Origin of the sequence: Paenibacillus sp. FSL H7-0350 (assembly GCF_038593195.1) — a bacterium.
In the GTDB taxonomy this organism is placed as follows: Bacteria; Bacillota; Bacilli; order Paenibacillales; family Paenibacillaceae; genus Paenibacillus_AQ.
The window spans coordinates 1,072,220-1,087,506 of sequence record NZ_CP151972.1; the positions used below are offsets into that span (position 1 = coordinate 1,072,220).

The following is a 15,287-nucleotide window of genomic DNA, read 5'->3' on the forward strand; positions in this document are numbered from 1 at the left end:
ACCGTCCTTTAAAAGGACGGCAAAGCCGTTTCCACTTGTCCTTATCCATGCAGCAGCGGGGAATACATCATCAGTGCGTGGTTCTCGGCCACCGCTTCGTCACCGGCCAGCTCTCCGCTATGCGTCAGCACCCTGCGGCGGATTGCATTGCGCCGGATATACCCGCCCCATGGCTCCAGGCTGATACGGTGCCCATCTTCATAGACTTCATAATGGTAGAGCTGCTGTCCTGCACAGCGCCATTCCCCGTACAGATGCGTCTCATCCAGATGCAGCTTAAGCTGATAAGCATGCTCTGTATCATTGCGCAGCTGAAGATCCAGATAATTATAGGCACAGGTAGCCCCGCTGCCAAAGGGCTGGGTCCGCTGCTCATCGGGAAAGACATCATAGCTGTGCCGGTGCCGTTCGGTAACGGTCAACGGGGTATGCAGCGTCATCCAGTAGATCAGATTGGACAATTGGCAGAGCCCGCCGCCTGTGCCGGAACGGAACCCGCCATAGTGTAGCACCATTCCGTCCAGGTAGCCTTTTCTTCGCGTCGGTTTGCCGATCCTGCGCCAATAAGAGAAGCTCTCGCCTGGTTGTATGACAAGCCCGTCCAGCTTCGCCACCGCGAGCCTCAGGTTCACGATTTTGTTGTGCTGAAGCTGCATATCGACATTGCGCAATTTGCGCAGCAGCGGTGTAGCATGGCTGGCCGCTTCGTACGGCAGAGCTTCACTGCGCTGTTCTGTAGCCAGGCGGCCGCTGGCTGTGATCCATCTCCAGTATCTTTTCCAGGTGAAATACCGCTTCCCTGCAAACAATCGCAGCTTGGACCGCCGGATGGGCTTCATAGCCTGCATCGTCATTGCTTCTACCTCCCCCGTGTAGCTATTGTGCCGATTCTATAATTATATTACCCTCTACTCTGGAAGCTTCTCAGAGATTACCAGAATAAATGTAGCAAGCGGTCCCAGCAGCAACGACAACAGAAACCAGTTCATTCCGCTCCGGTTCTTTCCTTGCGCCAGTCCGGCATTAATCAGAGCCAGTGTACCCCAGCCTGCGTAATAACCATTCTCCATTATAATTCCTCCTCTGTTTCCTGCAAATAGTAAAAGACCGGGCCTCCCTGCTCAGGAAGCCCAGTCTTAAGTATAGCTAATTTTTATGAGAAAATCTTACTTCCCCCGCTTATTATGCCAGATCAGGGCATGCAGCTGCGGCAGCACCCGTGCACGGTTCATCTGCGGATCGGCAATCACCCGCCCGAACAGCCATTCCAGCCGCCCCAGCAGACGGCCTGAGATGTCGCCTTCCTCGGTGACGTTATCGTTGCCCGGCTGCAGGAATAGCGGAACCTCAGGGTATCTGAAATGTATCTTACGGGCATATTCATAATCCTCCTGATTAAAAACAACCACCTTCAGGCTATGTGAAGCCTTGCCGTTATCAGCGACTCTATGCATAATCTCATCCAGCTTATCCCAGTCCGTCTGCATCCCGGAGCTGGGCGGCTTGGGGCTGATCGTCAACACATCCACCTCATGGAACCAGTCCTGCCACCGGCTGCCCTGCGTCTCAATCGCCGCCTGAATGCCCCGCTCGTGGAGTAAGGAGATGAACTCTCCCATCGCCTCCCCGATCAGTGCCGGGTTCCCCCCGGAGATGGTGACACAATTGAAATTCTCCCCGGCCAGCTCCAGCAGCCCGGAGAGAATCTCCTGCGGCGTAAGCATCGTTACTTTATCCTTGGCCGAGCCGTCCCAGGTGAAGGCGGAATCACACCAGCCGCAGCGGTAGTCGCAGCCGTAGGTGCGGACGAACATCGTTTTGACGCCAATGACCGCGCCTTCCCCCTGAATCGTCGGGCCGAACATTTCAATCACAGGGATTTTACTCATGATCGCAGCCACCATACAGCCGGTAAGCCGGTCCCTCCTCGGGAATATCTGCTGCCAGCACCTCAGCCCAGGAGGTAGGAGTCTCCCATAGCTTGACTGAGTACACCGGCAGCGCCGCCCGTTTCAGCTCATAGGCAATGTAAGCAGACAGATTCTCTGCTGTGGTACGGAAGGAGAGCAGCGCGACTTTGGAGCCTGTCGAGAGTAGTGTCTCCAGCACAGGTTCATTGCCCATCGCCAGAAAAGCATGATCCAGCCGTTCAATCACCGCCTCCTGTACAGCCGCCTTAATATCGCTGAAATCGATGACGAAACCTTCATCCGACTGCCCTTCCTCAGCGGACGGCACTCCTTTCAGCACTACCTCCAGCTTGTAGGTATGCCCATGCAGATTGCTGCATTTCCCCTTGTGTCCGATGAGCTGATGGGCAGCGTCGAAGGTGAAGATCTTGCAGACGGCTACTTCGCCCCGCATTATAGTCCCGCCTCCTGACGCTCTGCCTCATATTGCTCCAGACCGCGCTGACGCAGGAGACATGCCGGACAGGTGCCGCAGCCGCTGCCAATGATCCCGTTATAGCAGGTCAAGGTCTGCTCCCGGACATAATCGAACTGGCCCAGCTCGTCTGCCAGCTTCCAGGTTTGCTTTTTGTCCAGCCACATCAGCGGGGTATGAATGACGAACTCCACATCCATCGACAGATTAAGCGTGACATTCAGCGACTTCACGAACACATCACGGCAGTCCGGGTACCCGCTGAAGTCCGTTTGGCAGACCCCGGTGATAATGTTGGAGTAGCCAAGCTGCTTGGCCAGAATGGCCGCGAAGGACAGGAACAGCAGATTACGTCCATCCACGAACGTACTGGGCAGCTCTTCTCCCTCGCCTGCGGTAATGTCAATATCATCCCGGGTCAAGGCGTTGGGAGCAAGCTGGTTCAGCAGCCCCAGGTCCAGAATATGCTGCTTCACACCGAACCTCGCGGCAATTGCCTTGGCGACTTCAATCTCGGCCGCATGGCGCTGATTATAATTGAACGTGACCACCTGAACCTCCTGGAACTCCTGCAATGCCCACGCCAGGCAGGTCGTGCTGTCTTGGCCGCCGCTGAAGACGACTAATGCTTTTCTATTTACCATAATGATCTCTCCTCCTGATGGCTCTGTGAAGTTGGTTCCTGCGGATTAACGGTTGTCCACTTTCTCGGGATACAGATCATGATTCATCAGCCGGTGCTCGGCCATCGCCTCATATTTGGTTCCCGGACGCCCCCAGTTGCAGTAAGGATCGATGGAAATACCGCCGCGCGGCGTGAATTTGCCCCACACTTCGATATAACGCGGCTCCATCAGCGAGATCAGATCATTCATAATAATGTTGACACAGTCCTCATGGAAATCCCCATGATTACGGAAGCTGAACAGATAGAGCTTCAGTGACTTCGATTCTACCATTCGGATATCAGGAATGTACGAGATATACATCACCCCGAAATCCGGCTGACCGGTCACGGGACACAAGCTGGTGAACTCGGGACAGTTGAATTTGACAAAATAATCGCGGCCGGGATGTTTGTTATCGAACGCCTCCAGAATCCCCGGATCATAGCCGAACTTGTACTGCGTGCCTTGGTTGCCCAGCAGGGTAACCTCCTGCATTTCTTCTTGCCTTCTACCTTCTGACATGACAAAAAACCCCTCTCTTTTCCCTAGGCTCATGGCCTGAACTGGAAAGAAGAACGAGATTTCGAAAACCTGGCTCTACTAAGATAGCTTAGTTTTTTATAGAGGGAGTTCGCGAACCTCTCCTGCGCGCGGCGCAGATTCCTTCTTTATCTTGGTGCGTCTTGAACTATACCATGATTGCAGCGGGCTTGACAACCCTCACAGCTGATCCAGAATCAGCGAGCACAGCAGTCCCATCGCAGCGATGAACCCCGTGAGCGGCCCCCCTTCTTCGTAGGCTTCGGGCATCATGCTGGAGGACACCATGGCAATAATTCCTCCTCCGGCAAAAGAGGCAATCACCGCTTCCGTATAACTGCTTGCGTGATCCATGAACGCATACCCTGCCCCTGAGGCCAGTGTGGAGATAGCGAGCACGCCGAGCCACAGCAGCATAATCTTGCCTTTGCCATAACCGTCCTGCTTCAGTCCAGCTGTGCTGGATAAGCCTTCAGGAATATTGCTGATGAAGATAGCAATGACCAGCAGTACGCTAACGCCCTGACCCGCAATGAGACTTGCGCCGATCATGATCGATTCAGGAATTGCATCCAGTACCGTTCCGGCAAAAATAGCCAGACCTCCGCCCTTGGCGTCGCTCTTCCCTGATGAGGCTCTGGCTGAGCGCTTGCGTCCGGCTCCGCCCTTGCGCGAGATCAGCCAGTCGAACACCGTGAACACCAGTGCTCCGGCGGTGAACCCGATAATCGTCGGGGCCAGCCCGCCGTCACTGGCAGAATCCTCTAACAATTCATACGCCGCCGCGCCGATCAACACCCCGGTACCGAACGCCATAATGAAGCCGATCATCTTGCTTCGAATACGCAGGAATAAGGCCAAGAGAGCGCCAATCAAGACCGCCGAGCCGGAGACTGCGCCCCATAATAATGCGTTCCCCATTCGATTCACCTTCTTATAAGATATTGGCATCATTACAATGCATAAGAATAGTTTACACACGAATGAAGAAAGGCAAACACCCTGCATAGTACAACTAAATTGCACGGATTCATTTGTATTGAAAGGGGTAACTTAGAAATAACAATCTCTATTAACCGAAGGATGGGATCATACTATGGAAGCAAACGTACAGAAGCTTATCGATTGGCTGGAAGCCCGCAAGGATACAACACTGGTCATCGAAAAACGGGAGCTGGAGGATCTGGATACTGTCCATTTCAAGCTGGAGACCGTAGACTACCGGAACGCTGACGATGTCATTGATGATTATCTGGACAGTGCGGTCATTCTGCGCGGTACAGGCAGTACCCTGAATGCCGATGGTGAGCTGGTGCCCCTGCCGCAGCCGGGATATGAGCTGGCAGTGAGCGGGCTACAGCTTCATGAAGTGTCCGAAGCCAAGGTGGACCTGCAGACGAGCCGGGCGATATATTCGCTGGCTGTAAGCTGATTATCCGGCGGCTCCGGCCGTAAGAATCTAAAGAGGGTGCAGCTCTAAGCCAACATACCGGCTTAGGACTGCACCCTCTTTTCAAATATAAGAATTTATGTTTTTTGCGCTATAAATTATCCTTCTATTTCTCGCCGAAACGGCACCGTCCTATAAAAGGACAGCAAAATCGTTTCCACTTGGCAAAAACTATGGCCTATAATTCTTCCCCGATAATCTCCACTTCCGTCTCCAGCTCTACATCGAACTTGTGCTTCACCGCTGAGCGGACATGCTGGATTAATCCGATATAATCACTGGCCGTTGCATTGTCGGCGTTGATAATGAAGCCCGCATGCTTACGCGAGACCTCTGCGCCTCCGATGCGCGTACCCTGGAGTCCGCTCTCCTGAATCAGCTGCCCCGCGAACCGGCCCGGCGGCCGCTTGAAGACACTGCCGCAGGACGGATACTCCAGCGGCTGCTTCGATTCCCGCAGATAGGTTAACTCATCCATGGACGCCTTAATCGCGGCAGGATCGCCTGGAAGAAGCTTGAATCTCGCCTCCAGTACAATATACTGTCCGCTGGCGAAGAGGCTGCTGCGGTATCCCCATTCCAGCTGATCGCTGTGCAGGGTGAGGAGCTGGCCATTCTGATCGATCACAAGCGCACTGTGCAGGACATCCTTCACTTCACCGCCGTAGGCTCCGGCATTCATATACAGAGCCCCGCCTACCGTGCCGGGGATGCCGCAGGCGAATTCCAGACCGGTCAGCTCCTGCTCCAGCGCATAGCGCGAGACATCGATAATCTTCGCCCCGCACTGCGCATACAGCAGCCCGTCACGGATGCCCATCCCGGACAGATCCGAGGTCTGGAGCACGATGCCGCGGATGCCTCCGTCCCGGATAATGACATTGGAGCCGTTGCCGAGAATCGTAAGCGGGATCTGATGATCAAGGGCATAGGCAGAGATGATCTGGATCTCTTCATATGTAACCGGGGCAGCCAAGATATCCGCTTCGCCGCCCATGCGGGTATAGACCAGATCCTTAAGGCTCTCACGGCGCTTCAGCGAGCCTGCTGTTACTAGCGGCTGTAAATCCTCATATATGTTGTCAATATTCATTCTTCATACTCCTAACTCTATGAACAAGGTAATGGTGGTGCTCATCGCCGGGCCATCACGGCTTCAGCAACCACAACTTTAACAACGAACAGGCTCCCTTGTCAATGACAGGAGCCTGTTAAGAAGCTGCATATAGCAATATTATGCTTCGAAATTCCTAATTATACCCTATTTGACAGCCGCCGTGCTCTCGGAACGGAATTCCACCCGCCGTGCGGACCGTTCCTCCTCCTTCATCCGGGGACAGGTATAACACAGCCGCCCGCCCTCAGTCCTGTAATACATGCAGCAGCGGTTACGCATCTGAACCGTCTGCTGCGGGTCCGCGAGCGATTCGATTCTCCGCACCTTCACCTGGAACGGATTCCGCGGCATCCCGAATACGGCAGCAGGCAGCTCATCCTTCAGATAGGCGTAATCCTCCTCCAGCCGGCGTAGCTGGAGCGGATCTGTAAGCTCAGCAGCAAAGGCTTCCGCATAATAATTGAATTTGGTCGGCATCTGTCCCCAGATCTCCCCAAGCGAAAGGCCACTCACCTGTGAAGCCATGCGGATCAGCGGCACGGCTGTGCTCTGGTAGAAGCTGGTGAGCACCTCATTGCGCCAGGCCTTCCGTTCAGGCTCATCCGCAGGAGCTTGTCCCATCCCCCATTCACGAAGCGAGAAGGCAACACGGCAGTAGCCGTCTGCCGGAACGAGATGCAGCTGAAGGTTCCGTAAGCTGAAGTCCGGTACACATAGGTAGCCGGTCACGGAATACTGGACCGCGAGTGCAATAATGCTCAGATAACCACCGAAATACGCACCGGCCGCTTTATCGTCAAGCGCCTTCATCAGCGGCCGGTAAGCCTCCATGAAGGTCCTCATCCCCGCCTCTTCTGCCAGTTCTGCAACGGCGAAGGAATACACGGCTCCTTCGGGTACCTTAGCATGGAGATCGAACTTGGAACTATATTCTTGCCTCAGGAATTCATTCATGTTCCTCTCCTACAGCCCGGCAACTTTGTACGCAGCCAGCTCGTAAGGCAGACAGAGCGGCACACCTGTACGCGGATCAGGCACAATATCCGCCTCAATGCCGAATACCTCACGCAGCACTGCCGGTGTCATTACCTCATTCGGAGCGCCTTCACTGATCACATTGCCGGATTTGATCGCTACCATGTGCTGCGCGTAACGGGAGGCATGGTTCAAATCATGGACAACCATAATGATCGTCCGGCCTTCCTGCTCATTCAGCTTCTGCAGCAGCTGAAGCACCTCCAGCTGATGGGCCATATCCAGGAAAGTCGTCGGCTCATCAAGGAACAGAATCTCCGTCTGCTGTGCCAGCGCCATAGCGATCCAGGCCCGCTGCCGTTGTCCGCCGGAGAGCCGGTCAATCGGCCGGTCACGGAATTCATTCATACCGGTCAATTCAATCGCCTCGGCAATAATGCTGCGGTCTTCAGGCGTCAGGCTGCCGAAGCCCTTCTGATGCGGATACCGGCCGTACCCTACCAGCTCAGATACCGTTAAGCCGTCCGGGGCAGTAGGATTCTGCGGCAGAATCGCCAACTGGCGGGCCACCTCTTTGGTAGACAGATTATGAATGGACTTCCCGTCCAGCATGACATTCCCGCTCTTAGGCTTCATGATCCGGGCCATCGTCTTCAGAATCGTGGACTTCCCGGAGCCGTTCGCTCCGACGAGCGCCGTAATCTTCCCTGTCGGAAGCGACAGATTCAGCCCCTTTACAATCATTGTCTCCGCATATCCGATGCTCAGCTGCTCTGTATTTAAACGTTCCGACATGATAACACTCCTCGTATAAATGTAATGGAGCAAGGCTCCTCTATTATAAATATGGCTATGAAACAGACAAGCTCAATTATTGCTTATAGATTGATGATATTGATTCTCATTATCTCTGTCAACTAAAACGTAAAAACGGCCGCCTCCGCATGAAGCAGAAACAGCCGTCTTTCTATAATCTTCTATATTATTTATGCAGATGGAAAGGAACCGTGGCGATGACAATATCCTTCTGATTCATCAGATAAGAGCGGATGAACAAGCTGGTCTGATTATGCAGCACCGCCTGCCACCAATGCTTGGTAACGAATTGCGGAATCAGGACGGTAATATGATCCGTTGAAGAGGTCTTCCACTCTACTGTATCGATGAATTTCACCAGCGGGCGGATAATACTGCGGTAGCGGGAGCGCAGTACGATCAGGCGTACTCCGGGGTTCCACTCCTCCCACTTCTGCTCCATCTTGTGAATCTCTTCTTCATCAAAGCCTACATATACAGCGACCACATTATCAGTCAATGACTTCGCATAGCTGATCGAATGTAGTACTGCGCGGGTCACACCGGCGACCGGAACGACTACGGTGCTTCCTTTGATACAAGGCTTATCGGTAGCGGGACAGATCCGCAGCTGATCGGCAATATTCATATAATGGCGGTGAATCCGGTGGAACACGATAATGACGACCGGCAGGAAGATGAAGGCCATCCACACGCTGGAGAATTTGGTGATAATGAAGATCATGGTGATCGTTAACGTGGTGAGCATCCCGACCGTATTCACGGCGAACTTGCTCTGCCAGCCTTGCGGCTTCGTTCTGTACCATTGGACCATCATTCCTAGCTGCGACAGCGTGAACGGAATGAATACCCCTACTGCATATAATGGAATGAGTCCTTCCGTATTCCCGTGAAATGCAGCTACGAGCACTGCCGACATGACGCCGAGGAAAATAATGCCGTTGGAGAAGCCAAGCCGGTCGCCGCGCACCATGAAGGCATGGGGCAGATATTTGTCTTTGGCGAACATGAACGCCAGCAGCGGGAAGGCCGAGTAAGCCGTATTGGCTGCCAGGAACAGGATAACCGCCGTAATCCCCTGAATGAAGAAGTACAGCCCGCCACGGCCGAAGGTAGACTCGGTAATCTGTGAGACCACGGTGGCCTTCTCATCGGGCATGATGCCGTACCAGTAAGCCAGCAGCGTAATGCCTGTGAACATAGCTCCGAGAATGAGGCCCATGAGCATCAGCGTTTTGGCTGCATTTTTCTCCGCCGGCGCTTTGAAGTTAGGAATGGCATTGGAGACCGCCTCTACCCCGGTTAGGGCCGAACAACCGGAGCTGAATGCCTTCAGCAGCAGGAACATACTGACATTGGAGACTGCCGTACCAATCTCAGGAACGTGTGCATGAGCCCCGCCGGTTGCATATTTGAAGATCCCTGCGATAATCAGCACGAAGATGGAGACGACGAACAGATAGACCGGGATGGCGATGAACGAAGCCGATTCGGTCACCCCGCGCAGATTAACAATCGTTAAGAGTACGATAACAGATACCGCTATGAGGACACTATGATTATGCAGATTTGGAAAAGCTGAAGTGATCGCGTCCGTCCCCGCCGAGGCGCTTACCGCCACCGTCAGAATGTAATCCACCAGCAGCGAGCCGCCAGCCAGAAGCCCAGTATGCACTCCAAGATTGGTTTTGGCTACAATATAAGCTCCTCCGCCCTGCGGATAAGCGAATATCGTCTGCCGATAGGACAGAATCAGAATAGCCAGCAAGCCCAGTACGGCTAATGCAATTGGCAAGGAGTACCAGATGGCGGTGAACCCGGCGGCCACCAGTACGATTAGAATTTGTTCTGTTCCGTAGGCTACAGACGAGAGCGCATCAGAAGACAGGACAGCCAGTGCTTTCACCTTGGATAACTTTTCATGATCGAGTTCGTTCGACTTCATCGGACGCCCGATCAATAGTCGTTTTACCTTGCTTACCATTGTAGTAACAGTTCCTCTCTTGGTTAAGTTGAAAATGGGGTTTCCCTGCGCTGTTTTCATAAGTGGATTTCATAAATGCAGGCACCAAAATAAGCATACGGAAATGATCCGCATGCCTAATGTGCATGGTCATTATCCCACTAGTGGCTTACGAGGTTAGCTGGCGGATTCGGACTGTGGTAGCCCTACGGTTACAGCCCTTGCGGCCTGCTCCGATTCACCCCTTTTGGCCTTGGCCAAAGTGTGGTTCCCCCGTTTTTCCTTCCGGAAAATTCAGCGCATATTCAACTTCTCACAAGGACTAATATTAAGCTACAATACGTCTTCCGTAAAGCGTGGAAACAAATGAAAAAAGAATGAAAAGCACTCAAAACAACCAAATTCATCATCCGGTATGTCTTGATCTTTCATTCTCTTTCATTATCCCTTTATGGCGTGATTTTACAGGGTTTTTGTATATTATTTTTCGCTAAAATTAAGGGGATTCTCTTCTCTTCCTTCTGCCCGTCAGCTTCTTACTCTGCAGTCTCCTCTTTCCGTCCTGTCCAGAGCAGAATGGAGATTAAGACAAAGGCTATAAGTGCAAGCAGAGGGATCGTAACAAATCCGAACCAATTCAGATAATCCTTGTTGCACGGTACGCCGATGGTGCAGGGAAGCACCTTGCTGAGCGCCGGAATTTTCTGCTCTGCATAATGATAAATAGAGATACAGCCGCCGATCAGACTAAGGGGAAGCACATAAGGAATGATCCGCTTGTCCGCCCGGTAGGTGGCGATCCCCAGCAAGAACAGCTGCGGGTACATGAAGATCCGCTGGAACCAGCACAGCTTGCACGGCTCGTAATGCAGGACCTCACTGAGATACAGGCTTCCCGCTACAGCCACCACACAGACGAACCAGGCCAAGTAGAGACAATTACGCCGGCAGAAGGTAGAGAAGGCTGTCATTGGGCAGCTCCCGCTGCTGCTGTAGCTGCTTGAATCTGAGCGTCAATCTCCTCCATATTGAAAGGCTCCTTCACCTTGATGCCGTTCACGAACAAGGAAGGTGTATTCGTTACGCCCGCATCCGTGCCAAGCTGAATATCCCGGTCCAGCTCCTTCGCATAGGTGCGGTCGTCAATATCCTTGCGCAGCAGGTCATAATCGACCGGCAGCCCCAGCTGCTTGGCGAGACTCACCATGAAGTCAGGCGTAGCCCACTCCTTATCTTCATTCCCCTGGTTGGCATAGATCGCATCGAAGTATTTCCAGAACGCTTCCTGGTTCTGATGATACACCGATAGCGCTGCCAGGGAGGCCGTTCTGGAATCCTTGCCGATGAAGGCCAGATTCACGAAATAGAAGGCTGCTTTATTCTGATCTACATAACCCTGAACGATCTGCGGTTTGATCACACCGGTGAACTGGGCGCAAGCCGGACATTTGAAATCGCCGAATTCCACAATTTTAACCGGAGCATCCTCCTTGCCAAGCCGCATCATTTCGCTGTAATTGAAGGCAACCGGCTTACTGTCTGTACCGGCAGGAGAAGAGTCCTTCGAAGCAAGTATGAATAAGCCTACAAAAATAATAACGACGATAGCCACCGTACTCACGATCAGAATTCTCGTTTTCTGCTTCTGCTGTTCCTGCTCTGCCCTGCGCTTCTCCTGCTTGCTCATTTGGGGAGCCATGACATTGTTCTTTTTTGTTTTGCTCAAAGAGAGTTCCTTTCCGTCCTCAGGACTGTCGTGATAAAAGAATAGTTACTTTCAAATTATATAATGTTAACTCTCTTGTTGGCAATCGCTGCTTATACGGCTTCGTTCTCCTCTGCTGACTCCCCGCCCCCTGTATCCTTGCCGAAGAATACCTCCGGGGAATGCTCCTGCGACTGCAGCTTAATTCTGAAGAAGAATTGTGTACCGCCTCCCTCTGCCGGTTCTGCCCAGATCTCTCCTTGCATCAGGTCTACAAGCTTCTTGCAGATCGCAAGGCCCAGACCCGTTCCGGGGTATTTGCGGGTATGCGACGCGTCCACCTGCGAGAAGGACTGGAAGAGCAGCTGCAGCTTATCCGGGGAGATGCCAATGCCGGTGTCGCGCACCATGAATTGCAGCGCCTGAGCGGTCTCCCTGACGCCATAGGACTCCACCTTAACCGTTACCGTGCCGGATGGCGTGAATTTCACCGCATTGCCGATCAGATTGATCAGAATCTGGCGGATACGCACAGCATCCCCGGTGAACTTGTCGGGAAGCCCCTCTTCGATCACAAGCTCCAGGGATAACGGCTTGTCTTGCGTGCTCACCACGAACAGATCCATACAGCCCTGGAGAAGCGCCTTCAGCCCGAATGTATCCTTGGTCAACGAGAGACTATCCGCCTCCAGCCGGGAGATATCGAGAATATCGCTCATCACATGCAGCAGAGCGTGGCTGCTTGTACTCTGAAGCTGCAGGAGCTCCAGATGCTCGGGATTGCTGATCTCCTCGGCCAGCAGCTGGTTGACACCGATAATGCCGTTCAGCGGTGTGCGAATCTCATGGCTCATGGTGGCAAGGAACTCGCTCTTCATCGTCACAGCACTCTCCGCGGCATCCCTGGCCTCCAGCAGCTCATACTGATACTTCATAAGGGCTGTCACATCCTCGGCCACAATATAGACCCACTGCTCCGTATGATGTAGCAAAGGAAAGACGGTGACACTGCAAATCAGCTGCGCCCCGCCTTTGCTCCGGACCTTCAGCTCAAGCTTTGAGGACTGGCCCCGTGACGCACGTGTTACGGCATCCCGAACAGCCGCTTCATCCCGTTCGCTGTAAAGTATCGCCTTATAATTCCCCAGTTCCTCTCTGCTATATCCGGTAATGTCCCGCAGAGCAGGATTAGCACTGATAATCTTCTTGCGTGCAGGATCAATACAGATCACCATATCAGGGTTATGCTCAAACAGCGCAGTATACCGCTGCTCATTAAAAGCTGCTGACTGGAGTATCCGCTGCCGGTCCCTGTACAGCAGAGCAAGGACGATCGACACAATGAACAGGAAAGAGCCGCAGAGAATCATTCCCAGTATGGAATCCTGCAAATAGAGCACTTGTCCGGCAGCACTGGTCTGTTCTCTTATCGGGAATGAAGCGCCCGCCATGGCAGCGTAATGGATGCCTGTGAACGCGCCGGTCAGGGTCAGGACAAGCAGCAGTTTTTTGAAGCTGAACATATTGTAGGCCTGCTCCAGCCACTTCGGATCATAGGATGCGGTGACCACCGGGACGATCAGGGCGAACAACACCGCCAGTGTAATAGAGAAGGCGCCTTGCTCATACGTTGCCGTAAGTCTCATCGACAGAATGCCGCTGAAATGCATAATCAGGATGCCGCTGCTGAACAAGAGGCCGCCCAGAGCCAGATAGACCCTGCTGCGGGTGTGCGGGTTATTCAGCATAACTAACAGCATATAAGAAGCTGCGACGGGGATCACTAGAGAGAACGCCAGCAGAGGCAGATTATACGATACCGGAACGCCCATTTCCATTGCCCGCATCCCGATGAAATGCATGCTCCACAGGCCTGTGCCAAGCACCAGGGAGATGAGTAGAATGAACCGGGAGCTCCGCTGGCCGCGAAGCAGGCGTTCCGTCAGATCGAGCGCCGTGAAGCAGGAGAGAAAGGCTACCGCAACCGACAAGAGGACAAGCAGATCATTGTAAGTGTTCAAAGGATGCTCCAACGCTCCCGCCCCTTTCTTGAGTCGGATATATTACATGTATTTACACTCCCTTACCCGCCTTAAATCCAGCCGAATCGCAATAACGCCAGAACCATTCATCCATATAATGACAAATAACCTTATAATGACAAAAAAGCACAGCGCTGTAGTAGCGCCATGCTTATAGTATATGCAACAGCTTATGCTCCGGCTTCTTCCGTCAATAACTGCAGCTTCAGCAGCTTAATCCGGGAAATCCGCTTATTATCGGTTTCTTCGACCACGAATAAATGATTGTCGAACTCAATAGACTGGCCCTTTTGCGGCGGATTGACCTCCAGCTTGGAATACAGCCAGCCGCCGATCGTATCATAATCATCAGTCTCCATATGGATTCCGAGCTTGTCGTTAATCTCTTCAATCAGCATCAGTCCGTCTAAAGAGAACTCATCCTCTCCCAGCTGCTCAATGCCGGGCCGCTCCTCGTCGAACTCATCCTGAATCTCACCGACAATCTCTTCCATAATATCCTCCAGTGTAACCATCCCCGAGGTACCGCCGTATTCATCAATAAGAATGGCGATCTGGGTCTTGGCACGCTGCATGACCTTCAGGAGGCTGCTGATCTGAATCGATTCCGGTACCGTCAATATCGGACGGATCAGTTCATTATAGCTCGGTGCCTTCTCCCGAATCATATCCTTGATATGAATGAAACCAAGAATATGGTCCTTGTCACCGTCACAGACCGGATAACGGGTTCTCATGCCATCGAAGGCAATCTCCAGATTCTCCTCCGTCTCCAGATGCGTGTTCAGACAGATCATCTCGGTACGCGGAATCATAATCTCCCGGGCCATCGTGTCGGCAAATCCAAAAATATTATCCACCAGTGTCATTTCTGTGTTGTCGATCAAGCCGCTTTTGTTACTCTCCTGCATCAGAATGCGGATTTCTTCCTCCGTATGCGCAGTAGCCAGCTCGGAAGCCGGTGTCAGACGGAAGATCCTCAGCAGTCCCCGGGCAAGCCCGTTAACCACCCAGATGAATGGAAACATGATCCGGTAGAACACATTCATCGGTCCCGCAGTTAACAGAAGCACCGCCTCAGCCTTATTCACAGCAATGGTCTTCGGTGCAAGCTCGCCGAGTACGATATGGAGAACCGTGATGAACATGAAGGCAATAATCAGGGAGATGACAAATACGGTCGTTTCATCAAAGCCCAGACCTCTGACCAGCGGCCCCACAATCGTGGCCACGGCCGGTTCTCCCAGCCAGCCCAGTGCAAGTGAAGCAAGGGTTACCCCAAGCTGGCAGGCCGACAGAAATCCATCCAGATTATGGACAATGTTCCTTGCCGCCAGCGCTCTCTTGCTGCCTTCCTCAATCAGCGATTCAATGCGCCCGCTGCGCACCTTCACCATCGCGTACTCCACCGAAACAAAAAAACCGTTAAGCAGCACAAGCAAAATAATAAGTCCTACATGTAATATACCGGGTAAAGGGTCGCTCAATTTATACTCCTATCCACCGTAATCTGTACGGCTGGATAGGCCCACCTCCTTCGTTTGCTCAAAATGTCAGACTCGATTACGCTAAGAGAACCCTTGCGTATCAATTCCCCAATGCCCTCATCTCCTATACAAAATCACG

Annotated in this window: 16 protein-coding genes and 2 riboswitches; of the genes, 1 reads left to right on the forward strand and 15 read right to left on the reverse strand. The window is 52.8% G+C overall.

Annotated features, from left to right (window positions below):
- Positions 1-41 precede the first annotated feature (41 nt).
- The 7 genes from NYE24_RS04960 to NYE24_RS04990 form a co-directional block, all read right to left on the reverse strand.
- Positions 42-854 carry a VanW family protein gene (locus NYE24_RS04960; protein WP_036695372.1) on the reverse strand — a complete coding sequence of 271 codons (813 nt, stop codon included), beginning with the start codon at positions 852-854 and terminating at the stop codon, positions 42-44.
- A 54-nt stretch (positions 855-908) separates the two neighbouring features.
- Positions 909-1,070, reverse strand: coding sequence for a hypothetical protein (locus NYE24_RS04965; RefSeq protein WP_179090458.1), 162 nt, complete (start codon positions 1,068-1,070; stop codon positions 909-911).
- Positions 1,071-1,166: 96 nt separating this feature from the next.
- Entirely contained in the window at positions 1,167-1,889 is a 723-nt protein-coding gene (gene queE / locus NYE24_RS04970; protein ID WP_076158248.1) for a 7-carboxy-7-deazaguanine synthase QueE, read from the reverse strand.
- On the reverse strand, positions 1,882-2,364 hold the full coding sequence (locus tag NYE24_RS04975) for a 6-carboxytetrahydropterin synthase (RefSeq protein ID WP_076158072.1): 483 nt from the start codon (positions 2,362-2,364) through the stop codon (positions 1,882-1,884). The genes queE and NYE24_RS04975 overlap by 8 nt, the downstream gene beginning before the upstream one ends.
- The gene (queC, locus tag NYE24_RS04980; RefSeq protein WP_076158075.1) at positions 2,364-3,029 is read right to left on the reverse strand and encodes a 7-cyano-7-deazaguanine synthase QueC; all 666 of its coding nucleotides are present in this window, start codon (positions 3,027-3,029) and stop codon (positions 2,364-2,366) included. The genes NYE24_RS04975 and queC overlap by 1 nt, the downstream gene beginning before the upstream one ends.
- 45 nt (positions 3,030-3,074) lie before the next feature.
- Positions 3,075-3,575, reverse strand: a complete 501-nt coding sequence (queF, locus tag NYE24_RS04985) for a preQ(1) synthase (protein WP_342478215.1) — start codon at positions 3,573-3,575, stop codon at positions 3,075-3,077.
- Between the two features lie 82 nt (positions 3,576-3,657).
- Positions 3,658-3,701: riboswitch (PreQ1 riboswitch) on the reverse strand.
- 72 nt (positions 3,702-3,773) lie between these two features.
- Complete coding sequence (locus tag NYE24_RS04990; RefSeq protein ID WP_342478216.1) at positions 3,774-4,514, reverse strand: ZIP family metal transporter; 741 nt, start codon at positions 4,512-4,514, stop codon at positions 3,774-3,776.
- A 175-nt stretch (positions 4,515-4,689) separates the two neighbouring features.
- Between NYE24_RS04990 and NYE24_RS04995 the strand changes: the two genes are divergently transcribed.
- Positions 4,690-5,025, forward strand: coding sequence for a hypothetical protein (locus NYE24_RS04995; protein ID WP_036695377.1), 336 nt, complete (start codon positions 4,690-4,692; stop codon positions 5,023-5,025).
- A 196-nt stretch (positions 5,026-5,221) separates the two neighbouring features.
- Here NYE24_RS04995 and murB read toward each other — a convergent pair whose 3' ends face one another.
- The 8 genes from murB to NYE24_RS05035 form a co-directional block, all read right to left on the reverse strand.
- Complete coding sequence (gene murB, locus NYE24_RS05000) at positions 5,222-6,136, reverse strand: UDP-N-acetylmuramate dehydrogenase (protein WP_076158083.1); 915 nt, start codon at positions 6,134-6,136, stop codon at positions 5,222-5,224.
- A gap of 168 nt (positions 6,137-6,304) precedes the next feature.
- Entirely contained in the window at positions 6,305-7,114 is an 810-nt protein-coding gene (locus NYE24_RS05005; RefSeq protein ID WP_342478217.1) for a (2Fe-2S)-binding protein, read from the reverse strand.
- 9 nt (positions 7,115-7,123) lie between these two features.
- Complete coding sequence (locus NYE24_RS05010) at positions 7,124-7,930, reverse strand: ABC transporter ATP-binding protein (protein ID WP_036695380.1); 807 nt, start codon at positions 7,928-7,930, stop codon at positions 7,124-7,126.
- 187 nt (positions 7,931-8,117) lie between these two features.
- Positions 8,118-9,935, reverse strand: coding sequence for an APC family permease (locus NYE24_RS05015; protein ID WP_036695381.1), 1,818 nt, complete (start codon positions 9,933-9,935; stop codon positions 8,118-8,120).
- 129 nt (positions 9,936-10,064) lie between these two features.
- Positions 10,065-10,224, reverse strand: a riboswitch (cyclic di-AMP (ydaO/yuaA leader).
- Positions 10,225-10,450: 226 nt separating this feature from the next.
- Entirely contained in the window at positions 10,451-10,885 is a 435-nt protein-coding gene (locus NYE24_RS05020; RefSeq protein ID WP_342478218.1) for a disulfide oxidoreductase, read from the reverse strand.
- The gene (locus NYE24_RS05025; RefSeq protein WP_342478219.1) at positions 10,882-11,640 is read right to left on the reverse strand and encodes a DsbA family protein; all 759 of its coding nucleotides are present in this window, start codon (positions 11,638-11,640) and stop codon (positions 10,882-10,884) included. Before NYE24_RS05025 ends, NYE24_RS05020 begins: the two co-directional genes overlap by 4 nt.
- A gap of 92 nt (positions 11,641-11,732) precedes the next feature.
- The gene (locus tag NYE24_RS05030) at positions 11,733-13,652 is read right to left on the reverse strand and encodes an ATP-binding protein (RefSeq protein WP_342478220.1); all 1,920 of its coding nucleotides are present in this window, start codon (positions 13,650-13,652) and stop codon (positions 11,733-11,735) included.
- Between the two features lie 179 nt (positions 13,653-13,831).
- The gene (locus tag NYE24_RS05035) at positions 13,832-15,148 is read right to left on the reverse strand and encodes a hemolysin family protein (protein ID WP_036695384.1); all 1,317 of its coding nucleotides are present in this window, start codon (positions 15,146-15,148) and stop codon (positions 13,832-13,834) included.
- Positions 15,149-15,287 lie beyond the last annotated feature (139 nt).